General features: G+C 67.8%; 25 protein-coding genes. 11 read left to right on the top strand and 14 right to left on the bottom strand.

What is annotated here, in order from left to right:
* Positions 1–43 precede the first annotated feature (43 nt).
* Both ilvN and ABQF13_RS00765 read right to left on the bottom strand, forming a co-directional pair.
* Entirely contained in the window at positions 44–550 is a 507-nt protein-coding gene (gene ilvN, locus ABQF13_RS00770; protein ID WP_448390748.1) for an acetolactate synthase small subunit, read from the bottom strand.
* Entirely contained in the window at positions 550–2,421 is a 1,872-nt protein-coding gene (locus ABQF13_RS00765) for an acetolactate synthase large subunit (protein ID WP_448390746.1), read from the bottom strand. Before ABQF13_RS00765 ends, ilvN begins: the two co-directional genes overlap by 1 nt.
* 289 nt (positions 2,422–2,710) lie before the next feature.
* Between ABQF13_RS00765 and ABQF13_RS00760 the strand changes: the two genes are divergently transcribed.
* Complete coding sequence (locus tag ABQF13_RS00760) at positions 2,711–3,100, top strand: PH domain-containing protein (protein ID WP_448390745.1); 390 nt, start codon at positions 2,711–2,713, stop codon at positions 3,098–3,100.
* A gap of 3 nt (positions 3,101–3,103) precedes the next feature.
* Here ABQF13_RS00760 and ABQF13_RS00755 read toward each other — a convergent pair whose 3' ends face one another.
* Entirely contained in the window at positions 3,104–3,928 is an 825-nt protein-coding gene (locus tag ABQF13_RS00755; RefSeq protein ID WP_448390744.1) for a DoxX family protein, read from the bottom strand.
* 134 nt (positions 3,929–4,062) lie between these two features.
* On the opposite strand from ABQF13_RS00755, the gene ABQF13_RS00750 reads away from it, so the two are divergent.
* Complete coding sequence (locus ABQF13_RS00750) at positions 4,063–5,184, top strand: PQQ-dependent sugar dehydrogenase (RefSeq protein ID WP_448390743.1); 1,122 nt, start codon at positions 4,063–4,065, stop codon at positions 5,182–5,184.
* A gap of 79 nt (positions 5,185–5,263) precedes the next feature.
* Here the strand turns inward: ABQF13_RS00750 and gatB are convergent, their stop codons facing one another.
* On the bottom strand, positions 5,264–6,766 hold the full coding sequence (gene gatB, locus ABQF13_RS00745; protein WP_448390742.1) for an Asp-tRNA(Asn)/Glu-tRNA(Gln) amidotransferase subunit GatB: 1,503 nt from the start codon (positions 6,764–6,766) through the stop codon (positions 5,264–5,266).
* A 25-nt stretch (positions 6,767–6,791) separates the two neighbouring features.
* A complete protein-coding gene (locus ABQF13_RS00740; RefSeq protein WP_448390741.1) occupies positions 6,792–7,265 on the bottom strand; it encodes a MarR family winged helix-turn-helix transcriptional regulator in 474 nt (157 codons plus the stop codon).
* Between the two features lie 72 nt (positions 7,266–7,337).
* On the opposite strand from ABQF13_RS00740, the gene ABQF13_RS00735 reads away from it, so the two are divergent.
* Positions 7,338–8,033, top strand: a complete 696-nt coding sequence (locus ABQF13_RS00735; RefSeq protein WP_448390740.1) for an NAD(P)-dependent oxidoreductase — start codon at positions 7,338–7,340, stop codon at positions 8,031–8,033.
* 4 nt (positions 8,034–8,037) lie between these two features.
* On the opposite strand, the gene ABQF13_RS00730 is transcribed toward ABQF13_RS00735, so the two are convergent.
* The 3 genes from ABQF13_RS00730 to gatC all read right to left on the bottom strand — a co-directional run bounded on the left by ABQF13_RS00730 (position 8,038) and on the right by gatC (position 10,923).
* Positions 8,038–9,069, bottom strand: coding sequence for an ATP-dependent 6-phosphofructokinase (locus ABQF13_RS00730; protein WP_448390739.1), 1,032 nt, complete (start codon positions 9,067–9,069; stop codon positions 8,038–8,040).
* Between the two features lie 76 nt (positions 9,070–9,145).
* The gene (gene gatA / locus ABQF13_RS00725; RefSeq protein WP_448390738.1) at positions 9,146–10,627 is read right to left on the bottom strand and encodes an Asp-tRNA(Asn)/Glu-tRNA(Gln) amidotransferase subunit GatA; all 1,482 of its coding nucleotides are present in this window, start codon (positions 10,625–10,627) and stop codon (positions 9,146–9,148) included.
* Positions 10,624–10,923, bottom strand: coding sequence for an Asp-tRNA(Asn)/Glu-tRNA(Gln) amidotransferase subunit GatC (gene gatC / locus ABQF13_RS00720; RefSeq protein WP_448390737.1), 300 nt, complete (start codon positions 10,921–10,923; stop codon positions 10,624–10,626). The genes gatA and gatC overlap by 4 nt, the downstream gene beginning before the upstream one ends.
* A gap of 72 nt (positions 10,924–10,995) precedes the next feature.
* Here gatC and ABQF13_RS00715 point away from each other — a divergent pair, with 72 nt between their 5' ends.
* From ABQF13_RS00715 to ABQF13_RS00690, 6 genes are all read left to right on the top strand, one after another.
* Positions 10,996–11,652 carry an ACT domain-containing protein gene (locus ABQF13_RS00715; protein ID WP_448390736.1) on the top strand — a complete coding sequence of 219 codons (657 nt, stop codon included), beginning with the start codon at positions 10,996–10,998 and terminating at the stop codon, positions 11,650–11,652.
* Between the two features lie 78 nt (positions 11,653–11,730).
* On the top strand, positions 11,731–12,342 hold the full coding sequence (locus ABQF13_RS00710) for a DUF4178 domain-containing protein (RefSeq protein ID WP_448390735.1): 612 nt from the start codon (positions 11,731–11,733) through the stop codon (positions 12,340–12,342).
* An 8-nt stretch (positions 12,343–12,350) separates the two neighbouring features.
* Positions 12,351–12,854 carry a DUF2617 family protein gene (locus ABQF13_RS00705; protein WP_448390734.1) on the top strand — a complete coding sequence of 168 codons (504 nt, stop codon included), beginning with the start codon at positions 12,351–12,353 and terminating at the stop codon, positions 12,852–12,854.
* Complete coding sequence (locus ABQF13_RS00700; protein WP_448390733.1) at positions 12,851–13,279, top strand: DUF4247 domain-containing protein; 429 nt, start codon at positions 12,851–12,853, stop codon at positions 13,277–13,279. The genes ABQF13_RS00705 and ABQF13_RS00700 overlap by 4 nt, the downstream gene beginning before the upstream one ends.
* A gap of 47 nt (positions 13,280–13,326) precedes the next feature.
* Complete coding sequence (locus ABQF13_RS00695) at positions 13,327–13,785, top strand: DUF350 domain-containing protein (protein WP_448391359.1); 459 nt, start codon at positions 13,327–13,329, stop codon at positions 13,783–13,785.
* Complete coding sequence (locus tag ABQF13_RS00690) at positions 13,782–15,362, top strand: polyamine aminopropyltransferase (protein WP_448390732.1); 1,581 nt, start codon at positions 13,782–13,784, stop codon at positions 15,360–15,362. Before ABQF13_RS00695 ends, ABQF13_RS00690 begins: the two co-directional genes overlap by 4 nt.
* Before the next feature lies 1 nt (position 15,363).
* Here the strand turns inward: ABQF13_RS00690 and ABQF13_RS00685 are convergent, their stop codons facing one another.
* Positions 15,364–15,618 carry a metallothionein gene (locus ABQF13_RS00685; protein ID WP_448390731.1) on the bottom strand — a complete coding sequence of 85 codons (255 nt, stop codon included), beginning with the start codon at positions 15,616–15,618 and terminating at the stop codon, positions 15,364–15,366.
* A 139-nt stretch (positions 15,619–15,757) separates the two neighbouring features.
* Positions 15,758–17,878, bottom strand: a complete 2,121-nt coding sequence (gene ligA / locus ABQF13_RS00680; RefSeq protein ID WP_448390730.1) for an NAD-dependent DNA ligase LigA — start codon at positions 17,876–17,878, stop codon at positions 15,758–15,760.
* Positions 17,879–18,056: 178 nt separating this feature from the next.
* Here ligA and ABQF13_RS00675 point away from each other — a divergent pair, with 178 nt between their 5' ends.
* Together ABQF13_RS00675 and ABQF13_RS00670 are read left to right on the top strand one after the other, a co-directional pair.
* Positions 18,057–18,461, top strand: coding sequence for an MmcQ/YjbR family DNA-binding protein (locus ABQF13_RS00675; protein WP_448390729.1), 405 nt, complete (start codon positions 18,057–18,059; stop codon positions 18,459–18,461).
* A gap of 38 nt (positions 18,462–18,499) precedes the next feature.
* Entirely contained in the window at positions 18,500–20,104 is a 1,605-nt protein-coding gene (locus ABQF13_RS00670) for a 4-coumarate--CoA ligase family protein (RefSeq protein WP_448390727.1), read from the top strand.
* A 2-nt stretch (positions 20,105–20,106) separates the two neighbouring features.
* On the opposite strand, the gene ABQF13_RS00665 is transcribed toward ABQF13_RS00670, so the two are convergent.
* The 4 genes from ABQF13_RS00665 to ABQF13_RS00650 all read right to left on the bottom strand — a co-directional run bounded on the left by ABQF13_RS00665 (position 20,107) and on the right by ABQF13_RS00650 (position 22,964).
* Positions 20,107–20,952 carry a hypothetical protein gene (locus tag ABQF13_RS00665; protein WP_448390726.1) on the bottom strand — a complete coding sequence of 282 codons (846 nt, stop codon included), beginning with the start codon at positions 20,950–20,952 and terminating at the stop codon, positions 20,107–20,109.
* A 118-nt stretch (positions 20,953–21,070) separates the two neighbouring features.
* Positions 21,071–21,400 (bottom strand): ArsR/SmtB family transcription factor, encoded by a 330-nt coding sequence (locus tag ABQF13_RS00660; RefSeq protein ID WP_448390725.1) that lies wholly within the window; start codon positions 21,398–21,400, stop codon positions 21,071–21,073.
* Complete coding sequence (locus tag ABQF13_RS00655; protein WP_448390724.1) at positions 21,397–21,882, bottom strand: SRPBCC family protein; 486 nt, start codon at positions 21,880–21,882, stop codon at positions 21,397–21,399. The genes ABQF13_RS00660 and ABQF13_RS00655 overlap by 4 nt, the downstream gene beginning before the upstream one ends.
* A gap of 71 nt (positions 21,883–21,953) precedes the next feature.
* The gene (locus tag ABQF13_RS00650; protein ID WP_448390723.1) at positions 21,954–22,964 is read right to left on the bottom strand and encodes a uroporphyrinogen decarboxylase/cobalamine-independent methonine synthase family protein; all 1,011 of its coding nucleotides are present in this window, start codon (positions 22,962–22,964) and stop codon (positions 21,954–21,956) included.

Below are 22,964 nucleotides of genomic sequence, written 5' to 3'. Positions count from 1 at the left end.
AATCTTCTTTCCTATCTTCGGTTTTCGGCTAACTTCTGGGTGCCTATTTCACGGTGCCAATGCCGCGCGGTCCACGCGACAGCGACACAATCCCGGACTGCACGAGCTCTCGGATCCCGTAGGGCTCCAACACGCGCAACAGCGCATCCAGTTTGTCCTGGGTGCCGGTGGCCTCGACGGTCAGGGATTCGGTGGACACGTCGACGACCTTGGCGCGGAACAGGTTAACGGCCTCGATGACCTGCCCGCGGGTGGCCGCGTCGACGCGGACCTTGATCAGCGCCAATTCGCGTGCAACGGAGTTCTCCTCGTCCTGCTCGACGATCTTGATCACGTTCACCAGCTTGTTGAGTTGTTTGGTGATCTGTTCGAGCGGTGCTTCCTCGACGCTGACCACGATGGTCATCCGCGACATGTCCTTGTGCTCGGTAGCCCCGACCGCCAACGACTGAATGTTGAAGCCACGCCGGGAGAACAGCGACGCCACCCTGGCCAGCACACCCGGTTTGTCTTCGACGAGCACCGACAGCGTGTGCGTCTTGGGCGCCATCAGGCGTGCCCTTCTTCCGGGTCGTCGAACAGTGGCCGGATGCCGCGCGCGGCCTGGATCTCGTCGTTGCTGGTGCCCGCGGCCACCATCGGCCACACCTGGGCGTCGGCGCCCACGATGAAGTCGATCACCACCGGGCGGTCGTTGATCTCGCGGGCCTGCTTGATGACGTCTTCGACGTCTTCGGCTCGCTCACAACGCAATCCGACACAACCGAGTGCCTCGGCAAGCTTGACAAAATCCGGGATACGCCGGGAGTGGGTGGACAGATCCGTTTGGCTGTACCGCTCTTCGTAGAACAGCGTCTGCCACTGCCGGACCATCCCGAGGTTGCCGTTGTTGATGACCGCGACCTTGATCGGCGCCCCCTCGACGGCGCAGGTGGCCAACTCCTGGTTGGTCATCTGGAAGCAGCCGTCGCCGTCGATCGCCCACACCTCGGTCTCTGGCCGGCCAAACTTGGCGCCCATCGCGGCCGGGACCGCGAAGCCCATGGTGCCAAGACCACCGGAGTTCAACCAGGTCTTGGGCTTCTCGTAGGAGACGAACTGCGCCGCCCACATCTGATGCTGCCCAACGCCTGCCACATACACTGCGTCGGGGCCGGCCATCTTGCCCAGCGTTTCGATCACGTACTCGGGCGACAGGCTGCCGTCGCTTTGCGGGCCGTAGCTCAGCGGGTACGTGTCCTGTACGCCGCGCAGGTACTCCATCCAGTTGTCGATCGCGATGTTGTCCACGGCGCCGTCGCGACGCAAGACCTCGATAAGATCGGTGATCACGTGCTTGACGTCGCCGACGATCGGCACGTCGGCGAAGCGGTTCTTGCCGATCTCGGCCGGGTCGATGTCGGCGTGAATGACCTTCGCTTCCGGCGCAAACGAATCCAGCTTGCCCGTCACCCTGTCGTCGAAGCGGGTGCCCAGCGCGATCAGCAGGTCGCTGCGCTGAAGAGCGGCCACTGCCGACACCGAGCCGTGCATGCCGGGCATGCCCATGTTCTGCGGATGGCTGTCGGGGAACGCCCCGCGGGCCATCAGCGTGGTGACGACGGGGATGCCGGTCAGCTCGGCGAGCTGACGCAGCTCCTCGCTGGCCTCGCCGCGGATCACGCCGCCGCCGACGTAGAGCACCGGCTTGCGGGCGGCGGTGATCAGCTTGGCGGCCTCGCGCACCTGGCGGCTGTGCGGCTTGGTGTTGGGCTTGTAGCCGGGCAGGTCAAACTGCGGCGGCCAGGTGAACGTGCACTGACCCTGCAGCACATCCTTCGGGATGTCGACCAGCACCGGGCCGGGGCGGCCCGACGCTGCGATGTGGAACGCCTCGGCGATCACCCGTGGGATGTCGTCGCCGCTGCGGACCAGGAAGTTGTGTTTGGTGATCGGCATCGTGATGCCGGAGATATCGGCTTCCTGGAACGCGTCGGTGCCGATCAGGGCGCGCCCGACCTGACCGGTGATCGCCACCACGGGAATGGAGTCCATGTGCGCGTCGGCCAGCGGGGTGACCAGGTTCGTCGCCCCGGGACCCGAGGTCGCCATGCACACCCCGACCTTTCCGGTGGCGTGCGCGTAGCCACTGGCGGCGTGGCCTGCGCCCTGCTCGTGGCGCACCAGCACGTGACGCAGCTTCTGCGAGTCGAAAAGCGGGTCGTAGACCGGCAACACCGCGCCGCCGGGAATACCGAACACGACGTCGACCTCGAGCATCTCCAGCGCCCGGATCACGGCCTGCGCTCCGGTGAGTTGTTGTGGCTCAATGCGTTCGGCGGCGCCGGCCTGGGCTGCTGGTCTTGAGCCGGCGGAAGCAGCGGCACCGCCGTTGGGCGTGCTCGTCGACTGCTCTAGTGGCCGCGTGGTGGGTGCGCTCACGGTGTCTGTCTCTCCTAAATCCTGTGCGGATCCGTATCTAGGGTCTCAAATCGGAAATGGGGCAAGAAAAAACCCCCGCCAGCTGGGCTGCTGTACGAGGGTCGCGCGTCGATGCTGGTGGCTATGCCCGGCTTGGGGCTAGCGCGGCATCAACGCGCTTCCCAATTACTACGAGCAATCCCGGGGCCTGCATAACCGTCGACGGTAGCCTCTGCACTGGTCAAAGGTCAAATCACCGGCACCTCGGTGGCGTTGGCGGTGCCCGCGCACCAAGTGCGAAGATGGCCGGGTGAGCTCCCCTGCCGAGCAGAAGCCCGTCGTCATCCGAATTTCGCCGACGGCACATATCGCGGTCGGGTTCGTGACGTTGGGCCTGCTGGCGATCGTGCTGGCCGGTCCCAGCTGGACAGTGGCGCTGATGGTTATCCCGGTGTTGCTGTCGGCATACATCATCCGGTGTCGCACGGTGGCTGACGCCACCACGGTGACCGCGCACACGTTTCTCGATAGCCAGACCATGAACTGGGAAGACATCGCCGGCCTGCAGTTCGACAAGGGCACGTCGGCTTACGCCCACCTCAAGGACGGCCGGCGGGTACGGCTGCCCGCGGTGACGTTCTCGACGCTGCCGTTGTTGACCGAGGCCAGCGGAGGTCGCGTCCCCAACCCGTACGCGTAGGGGCTATCCGAGCGGGTTGCCGCCGTTGAGCAGCACCCAGATCGCCACGCCGGCTCCGACGCCGAGCAGCAATGCGACGAACGACCCGATGAAGGGCCGCCGCGACCAACCGCGGGTGGCGTCGAGCCCGTACCGGCCGGGTCCGACGAGGATGATCGCCACGACGGCAACCGCCAGGAACACCTGGTATTCGTGGCCGTCGGTGAGGAACGACGCGAGCCTGGCTTCCTCGTGGGCGATCATCGCTTCGGCCAACACCCCGGTCACGAGGTAGGCGAGCGCACCGGCCGCCGCGACCGGGGTGAACAGGCCGATGATCAGCAGCACACCGGCGGCGATCTGACCGCCGGTCGCCACGTAGGTCAAGACGTCGGGGTACTGGAAGCCCATCGCGGCCAGGTCGGCTTTCCATCCGTCCAGGCCGGGGCCGCCCCACAAGCCGAATGCCTTCTGCAGTCCGTGCGTGATGAACAGCACGCCCACCGCCACCCGCAGCAGCAGCAGGCCCAGGTCCTGGGTGCCGCGGCGGTCACTTCCGCCGGCGTACGGATCGGGTTGGATCGCGGCAGGTTCGGCGCCATAGGTGCCCGGGGCCTGCCCCGGTTGCACGTACGGCAACGGTTCGGGATCGTTGAGCAGCCCAAACCCCGGTGCCGCCGGCGCCGAGCCGCTCGAGTCGTAGTGCGGGATCGTCGTGGTTTCGAAATCCCCCGCGTAGTTGGCGGACGGCAGATCGTCCTCGGGGTCGACCAGGCTTGCCGACACGGGCCGGTGGGCCGCGTCGTCGGGCCGCTGCCAGGCGCGTGGGTCTTGGGGTTGACTGGTCACGTTGCCAGAGTAAGTGCTTGGCACCCCGGAACCGAGGATTGGCACGGCGCTTTCGCGCTTATTCGCCCGGTTGACGCAGCCACCGCGACGGTCTGCGTGGCGCGTATCGCCGAACGATCCGTAACCTGGCTCGCATGAAACTGCGCCGGCCGATGCGGACCGTGTTCGCCGTCGTATGCGCGGCGTTGCTGGTCGGGTCCGGATGTGCCCGGTTCGACGACGCGCAGTCCCAGCCGTTCACCACCGAGCCGCAACTGGCGCCGGGGCCGACGACCACGCCGACACCTCCGCCGCCGCTGCCGCCCAAACCGTTTCCGAAGGAGTGCCCGGCACCCGGTGTCATGCAGGGCTGTCTGGAGAGCACCAGCGGGTTGATCATGCTTCCCGACAGCCAGTCGGCGCTGGTCGCCGAGCGGGTCACCGGCGCCGTCAAGGAGGTGTCGGTGCGGGCCGAGCCGAAGGTGAAGGTCACGCTGCCGGTCGACGGGTCCGGTGACGGCGGGTTGATGGACATCGCGTTGTCACCGACGTATTCGCAGGACCGGCTGATGTACGCCTACGTCAGCACCCCCACCGACAACCGGGTGATCCGCATCGCCGACGGCGACGTTCCCAAGCCGATCCTGACCGGCATTCCCAAGGGCGCGGTCGGCAACACAGGTTCGTTGATCTTCACCAGCCCGACGACGCTGTTGGTCCAGACCGGTGACGCGGGCAACCCGGCCGATGCCGCCAACCCGGCTTCGCTGGCCGGCAAGGTGCTGCGTATCGAGCAGCCCACGACCGTCAACCAGGCGCCGACGACAACCGCGCTCTCAGGGCTGGGGTCGGCGGGCGGCATGTGCATCGACCATTCGGACGGCTCGCTCTACATCACCGACCGCACCCCGACCGCTGACCGGCTGCAGCGCATCACCAAGGACTCGACGACCTCGACGGTGTGGACCTGGCCGGACCGTCCGGGGGTGGCGGGTTGCGCGGCGCTCGACGGCACCGTGCTGGTGAACCTGGTCGACACCAAGCAGACGGTCGCGGTGCGGCTGGCCCCGGACACCGGCGCGGTCACCGGCGACCCTGAGGTGGTGCGCCAGGACCAGCACGGCCACGCGTGGGCGTTGGCGCTCTCACCGGACGGCAACGTCTGGGGCGCGACGGTCAACAAGACCGCAGGCGATGCGGAGAAGCTCGACGACGTCGTCTTCCCGCTGTTCCCGCAGGGCGGTGGGTTCCCGCGCCGCAACGAGGACCAGACCTAGCCCGTTTCACCGCGAGCGACCGTGTGTCTGCCCGCGACACGCCGTCACGACGTGACAATCTGCGGTTGCCCGCGACGGGTCAGCTGCAGGCGGCGAGCACCAGTTCGCGGACCCGCGCCGCGTCGGCCTGACCCTTGGTGGCCTTCATGACGGCGCCGACGATGGCGCCCGCGGCCTGCACCTTGCCTCCGCGGATCTTCTCGACGACGTCGGGATTGGCGGCCAACGCCTCGTCGACGGCGGCCTGCAGCGCCGAGTCGTCGCGCACGACCTCGATGCCGCGGTCGGCCATCACCTGTTCGGGTTCGCCCTCGCCGGCAAGCACCCCCTCGACGACCGCGCGGGCGAGCTTGTTCGACAGCTTGCCGTCGTCGACGAGCTTGACCACCGCGGCCACCTGCTCGGGCGTGATCGGCAAGTCGGACACCGCTACCCCATCTTCATTGGCCTTCTGCACCAGGAAATTTCCCCACCAGGCCCGGGCCGCGTCGCTGGAGGCCCCTTGTTCGACGGTGGCGGCGATCAGGTCGAGCGCACCGATGTTGACGAGGTCGCGCATCACCTCATCGGAGATGCCCCATTCGTCCTGAATCCGCTTGCGCAGCACCCACGGCAGTTCGGGGATGGTCTTGCGCAGCCGCTCGATCCACTCCGCATCGGGCGCCACCGGCTCGAGGTCGGGCTCCGGAAAATACCGGTAATCCTCGGCTGTCTCCTTGCTACGCCCCGGTGAGGTGTACCCGTCCTCGTGAAAGTGTCTGGTCTCCTGAGTGATTCGACCACCGGACTCGAGAACCGCTGCCTGACGGCGCATCTCGTAGCGGACGGCGACCTCGACGCTCTTGAGAGAGTTGACGTTCTTGGTCTCGGTGCGGGTGCCGAACTCTGCCTGTCCGATGGGTTTGAGCGAGACGTTGGAGTCGCACCGCATGGAGCCTTGGTCCATCCGCACGTCCGAAACATCCAGTCCACGCAGCAGATCCCGCAACGCGGTGACGTAGGCACGCGCAATTTCCGGTGCGCGCTCACCGGCGCCCTCGATGGGTTTGGTGACGATCTCGATCAGCGGCACACCGGAGCGGTTGTAGTCGATCAGCGATGTCGTCGCACCCTCGATGCGGCCGGTCTCGCTGCCGAGGTGGGTCAACTTGCCGGTGTCTTCTTCCATGTGCGCCCGCTCGATCTCCACCCGCCAGGTGCTGCCGTCGTCGAGCGGGACGTCGAGATAGCCGTTGATCGCGATCGGCTCGTCGTACTGGCTGATCTGGTAGTTCTTCGGCATGTCCGGGTAGAAGTAGTTCTTTCTGGCGAACCGGCACCACGGCACGATCTCGCAGTTGAGGCCCAGCCCGATGCGGATCGCCGATTCGACCGCCTTCTCGTTGAGCACGGGCAGCGAACCGGGTAGCCCCAGGCACACCGCGCACACCTGGGTGTTGGGGTCGGCCCCGAACTTGTTAACGCAGCCGCAGAACATCTTCGTCGCCGTCGACAGCTCGACGTGCACCTCGAGGCCCAGCACCGGCTCGTAGCGCGCAATCACGTCGTCGTAGGCGAGCAGTTCGGAAGCGGCGACAGTCATGCCAGCGAGTCTAGTGGGGGTCCGATCAGCCCAGTTTCGGGTGCACACCGGGAATCAGGCCCGCCGCGGCGGACATCCGCTGTAGCTGCCGCAGCACGTTTTTGCGCTCGGCGGCCGTCAACGTCTCGGTGATCTCGTCCTCCTGCGCGCGGCCTTCGGCGTCGAGCTCCGGTAGCAGTTTGCGGGCCGTGTCGGTCAGGGTCACGGCGAACGCCCGGCGATCGCCAGGATGCGGCATCCGTTTGACCAGCCCCTGTGCCTCGAGTTTGTCGACCACCGTCACCATCACGTTGCGGTGGATGCCCAGCTGTGTGGACAGCTGGCGTTGCGACTGGCCGTCGTCGGCCGAGAGGGCCTTGAGCACCGCGTAGGTCCGAGGCTCGACACCGAACGGTTCCAGCCGACGAACGAAGTCCTCGGCGAGGTACACGCCGAGTTGAGACAACAGGAACGGGATGCGTTCATGCAGCGCGGTGATGCCCCGCGAGCGCTCGACCATGCGCAGACACTAGCACTCGCAGTGATAGTCACATACAGTGATAATCACGCTCTATGACTACTAGGGAGGCCTATGCATATCGCGATCTTCGGCGCCAACGGTCCGACCGGCCGACTGGTGACCCAACGGGTGCTCGAGGCGGGCCACTCGGCCGTCGCGGTGACGCGGCGACCGCGCGACTTTCCGTTCAGCGACGACCGGCTGACCGTGGCGGGCGCCGACGCACGAGACGCCGCGGCGGTGGCCGGGGTCGTCACCGGAGCCGACGCCGTGTTGTCGAGCCTCGGTGTGCCGTTCAGTCTGCGGCCCATCGACACGTACTCCGTTGGCGTCCAGAACATCGTCGCGGCCATGCACGCCAACAAGGTGCGGCGGCTGGTCGTGGTGAGTTCGACCGGCGCTCACCACTACCCGGGCCGCGTTGATCCTCCGTTCGCGCTGCGGGTCGTCGAACCGCTTATCACGCGCACCATCGGCAAGAGCACCTACGACGATCAGCGTCGCATGGAGGACATCGTGACCGGCAGCGGGCTCGATTGGACGGTGGTGCGGCCGTCAGGGCTTTTCGACCTGTCCAGGACCACCAATTACATTGCCGGAGACGTTGATCCGGTCGGCATGTTCACTGCGCGCGTCGACCTCGCCGACTACATGACGCGGCTGGCCGGCGACATGGCAACCGTCGGAAAGACCGTCGTCGTCTCGACAACCGAGCAGGTGCCCACGATGTGGCAGATGATCCGCCGCGAAGCGGTCACGGGCGCGTGATCGTTCAGCCGAAGAACTCCGCGGCGTCGTCGTATCGGCTCTGCGGCACCAACTTCAACTGCCGGGTGGCGTCAGCCAACGGGACCCGGCCGATCTCCTGGCCCCGCAACGACACCATCATCCCGTACTCCCCCGCGTGTGCGGCGTCGGCGGCGTTGACGCCGAACCGGGTGGCCAGCACGCGGTCGTAGGGCGTTGGCGTACCGCCGCGCTGCACATGCCCGAGCACCGTGACCCGAACCTCTTTGCTGATGCGCTTTTCGACCTCGATACCGAGTTGCTGCGCCACCCCGGTGAACCGTTCGTGACCGAACTCGTCAAGGCCGCCTTCACGCAACTGCATCGTGCCCTGGGCGGGTTTGGCGCCCTCGGCCACCACACAGATGAAGTGTGAATCACCACGCACGAAGCGTGCCTTGATCAAGCGGCACACTTCTTCGACGTCGAAAGGCTGCTCGGGGATCAGCGTCATATGCGCACCGGACGCCAACCCGGCGTTCAAGGCGATCCAGCCGGCGTGCCTGCCCATCACCTCGACGAGCATCACCCGCTGATGGGATTCGGCGGTGCTGTGCAGCCGGTCGATGGCCTCGCTGGCCACGCCGAGTGCGGTGTCGTGGCCGAATGTCACGTCCGTGCAATCGATGTCGTTGTCGATGGTCTTGGGTACCCCGACCACCGGGACGTTCTCCTCGGACAGCCAGTGCGCGGCGGTCAGCGTTCCTTCGCCGCCGATCGGGATGAGCACATCGATGCCGTTGTCGTCGAGCGTCTGCTTGATCTGTTCCAGCCCGGCGCGCAACTTCTCCGGATGCACCCGGGCAGTGCCGAGCATTGTGCCGCCCTTGGCCAGCAGCCGGTCGTTGCGGTCGTCGTTGGCGAGTTGGATGCGTCGGTTCTCCAGCAGGCCGCGCCAGCCGTCCTGGAATCCGACGACCGAGGACCCGTATCGCACGTCGCAGGTGCGAACGACCGCCCGGATCACCGCGTTCAAGCCAGGACAGTCGCCGCCACCGGTCAGAACTCCGATACGCATGCCCCCATCCTCCCCGAGCGCACGGTTGTTTGCGCCCCTACTCGACGTTTGCGTACAACTTGCGTGCGCTCGGCGGCTAGATGGCCGTCGGCAGCGGACCCCGCGCGGCTTCGTAGGCGGCACCGACCCGATACAGCCGGTCATCGGCCAACGCGGGCGCCATGATCTGCAGGCCCACCGGCAGGTTGTCGTCGGAGGACAGACCGGACGGCACCGACATACCGCAGTGGCCCGCCAGGTTCAGCGGCAGCGTGCACAGGTCGAACAGATACATCGCCAGCGGGTCGTCGACCTTCTCCCCCAGCCCGAATGCGGTGGTCGGGGTGGTCGGCGAGATCAAGACGTCGACGCGCTGGTAGGCCTCGTCGAGGTCGCGCGCGATCAGCGTGCGGACCTTCTGGGCCTGGTTGTAGTACGCGTCGTAGTAACCCGCCGACAGCGCGTAGGTACCAATCATGATGCGACGCTTGACTTCTGGACCGAAGCCCGCAGCGCGCGTCAACGCCATCACCTCTTCGGCACTGTGGGTGCCATCGTCGCCGACCCGCACGCCGTATCGCATACCGTCGAACCGCGCGAGGTTCGAGGACACCTCCGAGGGCAGGATCAGGTAGTAGGACGACAGCGAGTAGTCGAAATGCGGGCAATCCACCTCGGTCACCTCGGCGCCCAGCGCGGTGAGCTGGTCCACCGCGGCGTGAAACGACTCCAGTACCCCGGGCTGATAGCCGTCACCGCGCAGCTGGCGCACCACGCCGATCCGCACGCCCTTGAGGTCACCGGAAGCGCCCGCGCGCGCCGCGCCCACCACGTCGGGAATGTCGACGTCGAGGGACGTGGAGTCGCGGCGGTCGTGCCCGGCGATCAGCTGGTGCAGCAGCGCGGTGTCGAGCACGGTGCGCGCGCACGGCCCGCCCTGATCCAGCGACGACGCGCACGCCACCAGCCCGTACCGCGACACCGTCCCGTACGTGGGCTTCACCCCGACGGTCGCGGTGAGCGCCGCGGGTTGCCGGATCGACCCGCCGGTGTCGGTGCCGATGGCCAGCGGCGCCTGAAACGCCGCCAACGCTGCGGCGCTGCCGCCGCCGGATCCGCCAGGCACCCGCTCGACGTCCCACGGGTTGCGGGTCGGGCCATAGGCGGAGTTCTCGGTGGAGCTGCCCATCGCGAACTCGTCCGTGTTGGTCTTGCCCAGGATCGGGATGCCCGCCGCCCGCAGCCGCACGGTCACGGTCGCGTCGTAGGGCGAGCGCCAGCCGTCGAGGATCTTGGACCCGCAGGTGGTGGGCATGTCGGTCGTGGTGAAGACGTCCTTGAGCGCCACCGGGACACCGGCCAGCGGCGAGGGCAGCGCCTCCCCGGCCGCCACCGCGGCGTCGACCCTCGCGGCCGCGGCCAGCGCGCGGTTCTCGGCGACGTGTAGGAACGCGTGATAGCGCTCGTCGGTGGCAGCGATCTGATCGAGGCAGGCCCGGGTGACCTCCGCCGAGGACACCTCCTTTGTCGCGATCTTGTGGGCCAGCGTCGCCGCGTCCGACCGTAGGAGCTCGTTCATTCGGCCTCCCCGAGGATGCGCGGAACGCCGAACCGACCCTCGACGGCCGTCGGCGCCGCGGCCAGGGCTTCCGCCTGGGTCAGCGACGGCGCAACCTCGTCGGGCCGAAACACGTTGACGTCCTTCAGCGGGTTATCGGTGGCCTCGACGCCGGCGACGTCGACGGCCTGGATCTGGCTGACGTGACCGAGGATGGCGTCCAACTGGCCGGCGAAGCTGTCCAGCTCGTCATCGGTCAGGGCGAGCCGGGCCAGGCGCGCGAGGTGGGCAACCTCGTCTCGAGAGATCTGTGACACGCCGTCAACCCTAACCACCGCCGGCTGAGCGCCCACGCTGCCGATCACCAGAGGCTGTGTAACAGTGTGCGCGTGCCTTCGTATCTGCTGCGCGTCCAGCTCGAGGACCGGCCGGGCAGCCTCGGCGGACTGGCCGTGGCGCTCGGTTCGGTGGGCGCCGACATCCTGTCCCTCGACGTAGTCGAACGGGGTTCGGGAATTGCGATCGACGACCTCGTCGTCGAGCTGCCGCCCGGTGCGATGCCCGACATGCTGATCACCGCCGCCGAGAAGATCGACGGCGTCCGCGTCGATTCCGTCCGTCCGCACACCGGGCTGCTGGAGGCCCATCGCGAACTCGAGCTCATCGACCACGTGGCGGCGGCCTCCAATAAGAACAAGCTGCAGGTGCTCGTCGACGAGGCGCCCCGGGTGCTACGGGTCGGGTGGGCCTCGGTGGTCCGGCTGGCCGAATCCGGGCCGCACCGCGTCGTCGGCAGCGGGGGCGCACCCGAGACGAGAACGGCCGAAACGCCCTGGCTACCGCTGGAGCGTCCCGAAGCGCTGGACGCGACGGCCGACTGGGTGCCCGACCTGTGGCGCGAGATGAATACGACGCTGGCCGCCGCGCCCCTCGGTGACCCGCACACGGCGCTCGTGGTCGGGCGACCGGGCGGACCGCAGTTCCGGCCCTCGGAGATCGCGCGGCTGGGCTACCTGGCCGGGATTGTCGCGACGATTCTGCGCTGACCGGCGACCCAACCCAGCCTGTACCGTGAGCTGATATCCGCTTGACGCACCGCCGCAAACCGTACGGAAGGGCTCTGCGTGGACACGCTGCTAATCCTGGTCGCCATCATCTTGCTCGTCGCGGCAATCGTCGTGCTGGTCGTGGCGTTGCGCCGGCCGAAGAAGTCCGAAACCGACACCGGACGCCAAGACCCGCTGAAGTTCGCCGCGACCATGCCGCAATTCGGGCCGCGCCAACTCGGGCCAGGCGCGATCGTCTCCCACGGCGGGCTGGACTACGTCGTGCGCGGTTCGGTCACGCTGCGTCAGGGCCCATTCGTGTGGTGGGAGCACCTACTCGAAGGCGGTAGCGAACCGTTGTGGTTCAGCGTCGAAGAAGACGAGGGCCGCCTGGAACTGATGACGTGGCGGCGGCGCAAGGACGTCACGCAACAACCCAACGGCACCCTCGAGGTCGACGGGGTCTCCTACCGGCAGACCGAACGCGGTCGCGCCTCCTTCACGACCGAGGGCACCACCGGCCTGCCCGCGGGCGGCGAGATGGAATTCGTCGACTACGCCGACGCCGACGAGACGTCGTTTCTCGGGTTCGAGCGTTGGGCAGCGGATATGCCGTGGGAGGTTTCAGTCGGAACCCCGGTGCTTCCAGGCGAATTGACCGTATACCCGGCTCCACCACCCAACGCTTAGGAACGTCGTTGCCCCTGCACCACCTGGCCGTCAACCCGGCCGACGTTTCCGGGGCCGGGCTGCGCCTCGCGCTCAACGCCGCCGCGCCGACGCCACTGGCCGTCTGCCGGCTGACCCACCCCGACAGCGGCGAACTCGTGCTCGGGGTGCTCGGCGCCTCCCACATGGTCGCCGTCGAACACCCGAAACATGCTTTCTCGGAAGAGGTTTCGTGTACTGCCGAGGCCTCCACCGAGTTGCCGCACCGCGCCGTCGCCACCGGGTACCTGCTCGAATCGCGCCACGAGGCCCACGCCGAGAGCAGCTTTCGGGCGCTGGCGCAGCTGTTGCGTGCCCGGTGTGCACAGGAACCCGGATGGCTGGGCGGCGCGTTCCCCGGCGATGACGCCGCGTTGACGGCGTTGGCCGCCGAACCCGACTGCCACGGGTGGCGCTGGCGCACCTGGCACCTCTACCCGGACCCCGACGGCGGCGGCACCGTCGTGCACACGAGCAGTCGGTGGCGGCCATGAGCCGCACCGGCCTGTTCTGGCTGTCCGGCGGCCTCGCGCTCGGCGGGATCGTGTGCTTGATCATCGGCGTGTCGATGCTGCCCGACATCCGAACACATGTGGCCGAGACCTACCCGGCGTATTCGCACGGCGCACAGGCCACCAGCTACGAGTGCAACGGCTCACCCGCCGAGGTGGCCGACCGGCTGGCCGACTACAAGAGCCCGGAGGCGCGCGCCACCGACCGCGGTTCGGAGTACCTGCGCTACGACGACGACATCGTCATCGTCGGACCGGACGGCGCCCGCCCCTGCAGTATCCGCGTGGAAGACACCAACGCCCGATACAGCCACGGCGGTTTCATATTCCTGGGACCCGGTTTCTTTCCCGGGTCTCCGGCGGGCGGTGCGGGCGGCAGTCCTGGCGGCCCGGGTGGGTCGAAATGATGTGCGCACCAAGACCAATGAGTTAAGGAGAGCAGATGCCCCTCGACATGTATTCCGCCGCCGTCGAATTCGGAACGGTCAGCGGTGAAAACCTCGTGCAGAACGTCGTTGCCGCGGTGCTGTACTTCGCGATCGGCGTCGTCGTGCTGGCGGCCGGCTTCGTGATGGTCGACGCACTCACGCCGGGCAACCTGCGTCAGATGGTGTTCGTCGAGCGGCGACCCAACGCCGTCGCCGTCGCGTGCGGCATGTACGCCGCACTGGCGCTGGTGGTCGCCACCGCGATCATCGCCAGCTCCAGCGAATTGGGTCAGGGCCTGGTGGATGCCGCGGTGTACGGGCTGGTCGGGGTGGCGCTGCAGGGCCTGGCGCTCATCGTGCTCGAAATCGTGGTCCCCGGGCGCTTCCGCGACCTCATCGCCGATGAGCGTCTGCATCCCGCGGCCATCGCCACCGCCGTGACGTTGCTGGCCGTGGGAGGGGTGAACGCCGCCGCGCTGTCATGACGGCGACCGAGCATCCACCGGAGGCGGCGCCGCAGGTCGGGTCGACGACGCGGTGGCGCGCGCTGCTGCTCGCGGCGGTGGCGGCGTGCGCAGCGTGCGGACTGGTCTACGAACTGGCCCTGCTGACGCTGTCGGCGAGCCTGCACGGCGGCGGCATCGTCGCGATGTCGCTGATCGTCGCGGGCTATGTCGCCGCGCTCGGGGCCGGGGCGCTGCTGGTCAAGCCGCTGCTCGGCCGGGCGGCCATCACATTCATCGCCGTCGAGACGTTGTTGGCGGTGATCGGCGGGCTGTCGGCGGCCGCGCTGTATGTAGCGTTCGCGTTCGTCGGCGGTTCACTGTGGGTGCTCGTGGTCGGCACCCTGTTGATCGGCAGCCTGGTGGGCGCCGAGGTGCCGCTGTTGATGACCTTGCTGCAACGAGGCCGCATCTCCGGCGCCGCCGACACCGGGCGGGTGCTGGCCAACCTCAACGCCGCCGACTATCTGGGTGCGCTGATCGGTGGGCTGATCTGGCCGTTCATCCTGTTGCCGCAGCTGGGCATGATTCGCGGCGCCGCGGCCACCGGCGTCATCAACGTGGTGGCGGCCGCGGTGGTGGCGGTATTCCTGCTGCGCCGGATTGTCAGCGCACGCGAGTTCGCCACGGCGCTGGCTGTTTTGGCGACCGCACTGGCGGTGTTGGTGACGCTGCTGGTGCGCGCCGGCGACATCGAGACCTCGACACGGCAACGGCTGTATGCCGATCCGATCGTCGCGCTCGAACGCTCGCCATACCAGGAGATTGTGGTCACCCGCCGCGGCGATGACACAAGACTGTATCTCGATGGCGGGCTTCAGTTTTCGACCCGCGACGAGTACCGGTACACCGAGAGTCTGGTCTATCCCGCGCTCGGTGAAGGCGCGGATTCGGTGCTGATCCTCGGTGGCGGTGACGGCCTGGCAGCCCGGGAAGTGTTACGCCAGCCCGGGGTCGACACGATCGTGCAGGTGGAGTTGGATCCCGCGGTGGTCGAGATGGCCCGCACCACGCTGCGCGAGGCGAACGACGGCGCGCTCGACGATCCCCGGGTCGAGGTCGTCATCGACGACGCGATGCGGTGGCTGCGCGAGACCCCGCCCGACCGCCTACCGCCGGGCGGTTTCGGCGCGGTGATCGTGGATTTGCCCGACCCGGACACCCCGGCGCTGGGCCGGTTGTACTCGGTGGAGTTCTATGCGTTGATCAGCGGCGTGATGGCCGCCGACGGGCTGATGGCGGTGCAGGCCGGCAGCCCGTTCGCGACGCCGACGGCGTTCTGGCGCACGGTCTCCACGATCGGGGCGGCCGGCTACGCCGTCACGCCCTACCACGTGCATGTGCCGACGTTCGGCGACTGGGGCATGGTGTTGGCGCGCAACGGGTCGAGCGCGCCGACGCCGACGGTTCCCGCCGACGCTCCAGAGCTGAGGTATCTCGACCAGCACGTGCTCGACGCGGCAACGGTATTCGGCGGCGATGTCGGTCCGCAGTGGTTGGCGCCGTCGACGCTGGACCATCCGCGCATCGTCGACGATATCCGCAAGGGCTACCGGTGAGTCAGCCGCCGGCCGGCACCGGGTAGCGGTCGTTGACGTCGGCGTTGGAGTCTTTGCGCGCGCAGTGTGCGCAGCAGAAGATCGCGTCGGGTGTTTCGATGCCGTGGCCCAGGATGCGGCAGCCACAGTGTGCACATTCGGGCGCCAACCGCGAGGCGGCGCATTCGATGCTGTCGAAGGTTGCGCTCTTACCGTCGCCCCACGTCACGGTGAACGCCTTGTCGTACTCGTTGCCACAGGTATCGCAGATTGCCATCAGAACTCCTTGTCACTCGTCCATTCGGGTGCCCGGTGGGCGAGGGTGACAAACGCACGGGCCTCTACTTCACCGCGCCGAGATGGACGAATTGGCGAAAATTACTCGCACCGTCCCGCCTAAATGTTCCTCTCGGAGGTTATAAGCCGTCGGGGCCGGTTTCCAGCAGCCGGCGAAAGCCATCCTCGTCGAGGATCGGCACACCGAGTTCGACGGCCTTGTCGTACTTGGACCCGGGTGAATCGCCGGCCACCACATAGGCGGTCTTCTTCGACACCGAACCGGCCGCCTTGCCGCCGCGCGCGACGATGGCTTCCTTGGCGTCGTCGCGGGAGAACCCCGCCAGCGATCCGGTGACGACGATCGAAAGACCCTCGAGGTGGCGTTCGATGCTCTCGTCGCGTTCGTCGGCCATCCGCACCCCCGCAGCGCGCCACTTGTCGACGATCGCGCGATGCCAGTCGACCGTGAACCATTCGGTGACTGCCGCGGCGATCGTCGGGCCGACACCCTCGACCGCTGCCAGCCGGTCCTCGGAGGCCTCGATGATCGCCTCCAGGCTGCCGAACTCGGTGGCCAGCGCGCGCGCCGCCGTCGGGCCCACATGGCGGATGGACAGCGCGACCAAAATCCGCCACAGCGGACGGGTTTTGGCATCGTGCAGGTTGACCAGCAGCCGCTTGCCGTTGGCCGACAAGTTGCCGTCCTTGGTGCGGAACAGGTCTGTGCGCAGCAAGTCTTCGCTGCCGAGCGTGAACAGGTCACCCTCGTCGGTGATGACACCGCTGGTGAGCAGCGCGACGGCCGCTTCGTAACCCAGGCCCTCGATGTCGAGCGCGCCGCGGCCGGCCAGGTGAAACACCCGCTCGCGCAGTTGCGCCGGACAGGACCGGGTGTTCGGGCAGCGGATGTCGGCGTCGCCTTCTTTGGCCGGCGCCAGCGTGGTGTCGCACTCCGGACACGTTGTGGGCATGACGAACTCGCGCTCGGAGCCGTCGCGCAGATCCACGACGGGTCCCAGCACCTCCGGGATCACGTCGCCGGCCTTGCGGATCATCACGGTGTCCCCGATCAGCACGCCCTTGCGGTTGACCTCCGAGGCGTTGTGCAGCGTGGCCTGGCTGACCGTGGAACCGGCGATCTTGACCGGTTCCATCTCGGCGTACGGCGTCACCCGGCCGGTGCGACCCACGTTGACCTTGATGTCGAGCAGCTTGGTCTGGGCCTCCTCGGGCGGGTACTTGTAGGCGATCGCCCAGCGCGGTGCCCGCGACGTCGACCCGAGCCGGCGTTGCAGCGCCACCTCGTCGACTTTGACCACCACACCGTCGATTTCGTGCTCGACCTCGTGGCGATGTTCGCCCCAGTAGGCGATGCGCTCGGTGACGGCCTCCATCCCCTGCACCCGGGCGGTGTGCTCCGAATCCGGCAGGCCCCACGCCCGCAGCGCGCGATATGCCTCGTACAGCGAGTCCGGGCGGAAGCCCTCGGCGCGGCCGATACCGTGGCAGATCATCCGCAGTTTGCGGCGCGCGGTGACGGCCGGGTTCTTCTGCCGCAGCGATCCGGCCGCGCTGTTGCGGGGGTTCGCGAACGGCGGCTTGCCCTCGGCGACCAGTCCGGCGTTGAGTTCTTCGAAGTCGGTCACCCGGAAGAACACCTCGCCGCGTACTTCCAGCACCTTGGGTAGCGGGAATTCCTTGGTGGCGGTGAGCTTTTGGGGAACGTTGTCGATGGTGCGGGCGTTGAGCGTGACATCCTCGCCGGTGCGTCCGTCGCCCCGGGTTGCCGCGCGCTCCAGCCGGCCGTCGCGGTACACCAGCGACAGCGCCACCCCGTCGATCTTGAGCTCGCACAAAAAGTGCGCGTCTTGGGCGGCTTGGGGGCCGATCTCCTCCTTGATGCGCGCGGCCCACGCGGCCAGTTCCTCAGGGGTGAACGCGTTGTCCAGGCTGAGCATCCGCTCCAGGTGCTCGGCAGCGGTGAAGTCGGTCGCGAAGCCAGCGCCGCCGACCAACTGCGTCGGCGAGTCGGGGGTGCGCAGCTCGGGATGCTCGTCCTCGAGCGCCTCCAGTTCCCGCAGCAGCTTGTCGAAGTCGGCGTCCGAGATGATCGGCGCGTCGCGCACGTAGTAGCGGAACTGATGCTCGCGCACCTCGTCGGCCAGTTCCTGCCAGCGGCGTCGCACGTCGGCGTCGGGGGCGTCCTCGACCTGTTCGGCCAGCGTCGTCTCGGGATCCGGCGTTGCCTCGGAACTCACCCTCGCAGGCTAATGCAGGCGGCCGACATGCCCGCACCCCTCCGTCGCAGCGCGCGGGCTCAACCGTGGTCTTCCGGACCGACGTTTTGGCAGGTTTGCGGCCGCGAAATCGACCATTGCGTCGGTTTGACGTCACGCCTCGGCCCGAAGGAGCGGGCCCGCCGCTACCCTGTCGGGCATGCCGCACCCGATCATGTTCCACGACGATGACCTCGGGCTGGCGCAGGTGCGCGAGATCGCGTTGAGCTTCCCCGAGGCGTTCGAGAAGATCTCCTGGGGCCGGCCGGTGTTCTGCGCACCGAAGATCTTCGCGATGTACGGCGGCAACGCCAAGACCGGCACCAAGGGCGAGTACCTCCGATACCCCCACTCCATCCTGGTCAAGGTCGACGAAAGCGACCGGCGCGCGCTCGAGCAGGACGCTCGCTTCTACTACCCCGCCTACATGGGGCCGTCGGGGTGGCTCGGGCTGGATCTGACCGCGAACCCGAAGATCGACTGGGGCGAGGTGCGTGAGCTGATCGACGCGTCGTTCCGATTGGTAGCTCCGAAGAAGCTCGTCAAACGCCTCGACGTAGGGTGAGCGGGTAAGCGGCGGACCATCATCCGATCGGAGGCGTCTTGAGTTTCGCCAGTCCCTTTCCCGAAGTCGACATTCCGTCCACGAGCGTCTACGACTTCCTGTTCGGCGATATCGCCGAGGATGACCTCGACCGGATCGCCCTGATCGACGCCAAGTCCGGCCGCGAGACCAGCTACCGCGAGATGATCGGCCGCGTCGACGCGTTCGCCGGCGCACTGGCCGGGCGCGGGATCGGCGTCGGCGACGTCGTCGCGCTGCTTTCGCCGAACAGTTCCGGGTTCGCCGTGGCGTTTCACGGCATCCTGCGTGCCGGGGCGACGGCCACCACCGTCAATGCGCTGTTCACCGCCAAGGACATCGCCAAGCAGTTGACCGATTCGAAGGCCAAGATGCTGGTCACCGTGACGCCGCTGCTGGCGCAGGCGCAAGAGGCCGCCCGGGCCGTCGGGCTGGCCAATGAGAACCTCATCGTGCTCGACGGGGACGGTGTCGCCGCCACCGGACATCCCAACGCCGCCGATCTGATGGACCCAGGCCTGTCGGCGCCCGACGTCAGCTTCGCGCCGTCGACGCATCTAGCGGTGCTGCCCTACAGTTCGGGAACCACCGGCAACCCCAAAGGCGTGATGCTCACGCACCGCAACCTGGTGGCCAACGTCGCGCAGATCCGGCCGTTGCACGGCATGGTCCCCGACGACACCATCCTGGCGGTGCTGCCGTTCTTCCACATCTACGGAATGACGGTGCTGCTCAACGCCGCACTGCATGCACGCGCCCGGCTGGTGATCATGGGCAGCTTCGACCTCGAGGCCTTCCTGTCCAACATCGCCACCTACAAGTGCACGATCGTGTTCATCGCGCCGCCGGTGGCCGTGGCGCTGGCCAAGCACCCGATGGTCGACGAGTACGACCTGTCCTCGCTGAACACCGTGATGTCGGGCGCCGCACCGCTGGACGCCGATCTCGGCCACGCCGTCGCCAACCGGTTGGGCTGCACCGTCGTTCAGGGCTACGGGATGAGCGAGCTCAGCCCGGTCAGCCACATCACCCCGTTCGACGGCGGCCGCCAGGAGATGGGCATGGTCGCGCCGCTGAGCTCGGTGGGCTGGACGGTGTCCAACGCCGCCTCCAAGCTCGTCGACCCCGAGACCGACGACGAGATCGTCGCGCCCGCAGAGGGTCTGAGCCCAACCGGCGAGCTCTGGTTCAAGGGGCCCAACGTGATGGCGGGCTACCTCGACAACGAGGCGGCCACCCGGGAAACCATCGACGACGAAGGGTGGTTGCACACCGGCGATCTGGCGCAGATCGACGCCGACGGGTGCGTGTACATCGTCGACCGGCTCAAGGAGCTGATCAAGTACAAGGGCTATCAGGTGCCGCCCGCCGAACTCGAGGCGGTGCTGCTTGGTCATCCGGGCGTCGCCGACGCGGCGGTGGTCGGGGTGCCCGACGCCGACGGTGAAGAAGTACCAAAGGCGTTCGTGGTCAAGCAATCTGGTGCACAGCTGACCGAGGACGAGGTGATGGAGTTCGTCGCCGGTCAGGTCGCGCCGTACAAGAAGGTGCGTCAGGTGGCGTTCATCGACGCGATCCCCAAGTCGGCGTCGGGCAAGATTCTGCGCAAGGATCTGCGGGGCTGAACTCAGGGGCGGTGTATCCGGTCGGCCGTCTGCGCGGCGCGCGCCTGCCGGTAACCCAACGCGGCACCGGCGGCGGGGATCAGCAGCAGCCCGACCAGACCCCACAACGACTTCCAGTCGGTCGTCGGCGCGACCGGGAGATGACGCGGCATGGCCGGCGGTGCGGAGAAATGATGCAGCCACCTCGGCGGCTCGGGTGGTGGGGGCGGCGGTGCGACCGGAGCGGGCGCGGGCGGCGCGACGGCAGGGGCCGGCGTGGGGCCCTGCCAACGCGGCGCCGGATCGGTGCTCTGGAGGCCGGGTTCGCGGCCGTTGCCGACGATCACCCGGGGCGCCTCGAATGTGTTCGCCGGTCCGGCGCCCGGTTCGGAGCCATCCGTGCCGGTGGCGCCAGTCTCGGGTGCCGGGATGACCGGGGCCGGCGCCTCGACGGGCGGGCTGCTGGCGATGGCCGAACGCTCGCTGATCGCAGGCGGGTTCGCGCGGGGCGGCTCCTCGCTGACCGGAGCGCGGGCAGCCACGCCGGCCGGTGCGTTCGGTGCCGCCTGCTGAGGTAGTTCGCGCCCGGAGCCGACGCGGGACTGGGGGCCGTCACTGCCGGCGCGGTTCCAGCCGCCGTTGTTGTCGCGGTCGTCGCCTCGGCGTCCCCGGTCGAAGTCGTGGCGATCGCCGCGGTGGTTGTGGTTGCTCTTCGAGTCGCCGCGGTCGGCGCTGGATCCGCGATCCGAGCCGCCGCCGCGCGAACCGCCCGGATCCGCGGTGACCATCGCCATACCGGGGCCGCCGACTAGGAGAAACAGCGATACGACACCGACGACCGCCGCCCCGCGCGGGTTTAGTCGGGCCACAATTGCTCTCCTGCGACTGGCAAAGACGATTCGGCGCTGAACCATCATGATTGTCGCACGCGGGAATAGTGAACATCGGCGATCCCGCCGAAGGCACGCAAATTGTCAGACGTGCTCACTATTCATCTTCGACGTAAGCGCGCAATCGGTCGATTGCACGATCCCAGCGACGCGACAAGTTCGTCAGGTACTCGCTGGCTTCGGTCAGCGGCTCGGGCTGGATTCGCCAAATGCGTTCCCGGCCACGACGCTGACTGCTCACCAGGCCGACGGTTTCGAGCAGCACGAGGTGCTTGGTGGCGGCCTGCCGGGTAACCGGCACCACCTGCGTCACTTCGGTCGTCGAGCAGGGCCCGCCGTCGCACAGCCGGGTGAGAATGCGTAGCCGGTTCGCGTCGCCCAACGCATCGAACACCGGTGCCCGCTCGACGAGGGCCGAGGCGCTCACACCGTCTCGCTCATCGTGACGTACCTGCGCACGAGTTCGGTTTGCGTCGCCCATCCCGTGCTGTTGTCTTCGAACGCCGACGCTCGACGATCGGCGGGTATGGCATCGAAGCCGGATTCGACGATGCGCAACAGCACACCGTCAGCGGTCTCCTGCAGCGTGAACTCGACAAGCGTGGTGGGCCCGTCCTCGCCGTCTTCGAGGACGTACGGGCGCCAGCGATAGGCCAGTCGCCACGGTGGTTCGACCGCGACGATCCACCAGGTCTCCGCGATACCCGCATACGTCTCTTGGCTTTTGGCGACGTCCTCGTCGACCGCCGTCGGCGTCATGACCCCGGTGACCGCGGCGCCTTCGACGAATGGCCCGTCGAAACGGACGCCGAACCACTGGCCGAACTCGCCAGCGTCGCTGATGGCCCGCCAGACCCGTTCAAGCGGAGCCTTCAGCACGATTTGCTTATCGATTCGATCTGAACTCATTCGCAACCTCCTGGTTGCCTATGACATTAACGGGCGGATAGGAAATGCGCAACCCTCCGGTTGCGTTTTGTTCAGACCGCGTCCGGATCATCCGCGAACGCGTCGGCGACCTCTTGCGCCAACTCGACGGCGGTGCGCGCCCACTGCGGTGTGGCCCCAGCGAGCCCACAGGCCGGGGTGATGCCGATCCGGTCGCGCAGCATCGATCGGCGTAGCCCGACCCGATCGGTGACAGCGGCGGCGGCCTTGGCGATCTCCTCGGCAGCCGGGCGGACCGCCGGAGCCACGACGGGGACGACGCCCAGCAGCACCGTGCGACCGGATTCCACGAACTCGCCGATCCCGTCCAGATCAGCGGCGGTCGGCGTGGTGACGTCAACCGAAATAGTCGCAATTGCGGTGCGCTGCAAGAGGTTCCAGGGCACCTGCGAGGCGCAGCTGTGCAGCATCACGTCGGCGCCGACGGTGGCCGCGCAGTCGTCAAGCAGCTCGATCGCGACCGATTCGTCGACCGGGTGCACGGGTGTCATGCTGGTCACCCCGGTGAGCCTGCCGTCGAGGGCGTCGGTCAACAGTGGTTCGTCGAACTGCACGACGACGGCGGCCTCCAGCCGCCGGGCCAGCTGCGCAATGTGCACGGCCATCCCCTCGCCAAGCGACGCCGCCAGATCGCGCAGCGCACCGCGGTCGGTGATGGCGCGGTGGCCGTTGGCGAGCTCGAGTCGAGCCGCCAGCGTGATCGGCCCGGGCGCCTGCACTTTGACCGTCCGCGATCCGCCGCGTAGACCCGCCTTCTCCCACGCCTCCTCGAAGGCGTCGATGTCTTCGTCGAGCAGGCTCATCGACCGCCGGGCCACGGCACTGCGGCCCGAGGCGATGCGGTAGCCGCGCGGCATGGTGTCGATGCCGATGTCGACCAGCAGCGCGCCCGCACGTCCGATCATGTCGGCGCCTACGCCGCGGGCCGGTAACTCGGCCAGGTGCGGCAGCGTGTGCAGTTCGCCGACGATCACCTCGGCGGCCTGGCGCGCCGATATTCCAGGCCAGGATCCGATTCCTGTCGCGGCCGCGAAAACGCTCAT

The sequence above is a fragment of the Mycolicibacterium sp. XJ879 genome (assembly GCF_053483935.1).
Note: the sequence above shows the minus strand (reverse complement) of the source record. Positions and strands in the feature narration are given on the sequence as shown.

What these genes read in the sequence shown, in the direction of transcription:
- gatB (WP_448390742.1), bottom strand. Translation starts at nt 6,766, where the DNA reads ATGACTGTCGCCGCTTCCGAACTGCTCGCCTACGACGACGTGATTGCG.
- ABQF13_RS00740 (WP_448390741.1), bottom strand. Translation starts at nt 7,265, where the DNA reads ATGGTCGAGCGCTCGCGGGGCATCACCGCGCTGCATGAACGCATCCCG.
- ABQF13_RS00730 (WP_448390739.1), bottom strand. Translation starts at nt 9,069, where the DNA reads ATGCGTATCGGAGTTCTGACCGGTGGCGGCGACTGTCCTGGCTTGAAC.
- gatA (WP_448390738.1), bottom strand. Translation starts at nt 10,627, where the DNA reads ATGAACGAGCTCCTACGGTCGGACGCGGCGACGCTGGCCCACAAGATC.
- ABQF13_RS00750 (WP_448390743.1), top strand. Translation starts at nt 4,063, where the DNA reads ATGAAACTGCGCCGGCCGATGCGGACCGTGTTCGCCGTCGTATGCGCG.
- ABQF13_RS00650 (WP_448390723.1), bottom strand. Translation starts at nt 22,964, where the DNA reads ATGAGCGTTTTCGCGGCCGCGACAGGAATCGGATCCTGGCCTGGAATA.
- ABQF13_RS00690 (WP_448390732.1), top strand. Translation starts at nt 13,782, where the DNA reads ATGACGGCGACCGAGCATCCACCGGAGGCGGCGCCGCAGGTCGGGTCG.
- ABQF13_RS00655 (WP_448390724.1), bottom strand. Translation starts at nt 21,882, where the DNA reads ATGAGTTCAGATCGAATCGATAAGCAAATCGTGCTGAAGGCTCCGCTT.
- ABQF13_RS00685 (WP_448390731.1), bottom strand. Translation starts at nt 15,618, where the DNA reads ATGGCAATCTGCGATACCTGTGGCAACGAGTACGACAAGGCGTTCACC.
- ilvN (WP_448390748.1), bottom strand. Translation starts at nt 550, where the DNA reads ATGGCGCCCAAGACGCACACGCTGTCGGTGCTCGTCGAAGACAAACCG.
- ABQF13_RS00695 (WP_448391359.1), top strand. Translation starts at nt 13,327, where the DNA reads ATGTATTCCGCCGCCGTCGAATTCGGAACGGTCAGCGGTGAAAACCTC.
- ABQF13_RS00735 (WP_448390740.1), top strand. Translation starts at nt 7,338, where the DNA reads ATGCATATCGCGATCTTCGGCGCCAACGGTCCGACCGGCCGACTGGTG.
- ABQF13_RS00700 (WP_448390733.1), top strand. Translation starts at nt 12,851, where the DNA reads ATGAGCCGCACCGGCCTGTTCTGGCTGTCCGGCGGCCTCGCGCTCGGC.
- ABQF13_RS00675 (WP_448390729.1), top strand. Translation starts at nt 18,057, where the DNA reads ATGCCGCACCCGATCATGTTCCACGACGATGACCTCGGGCTGGCGCAG.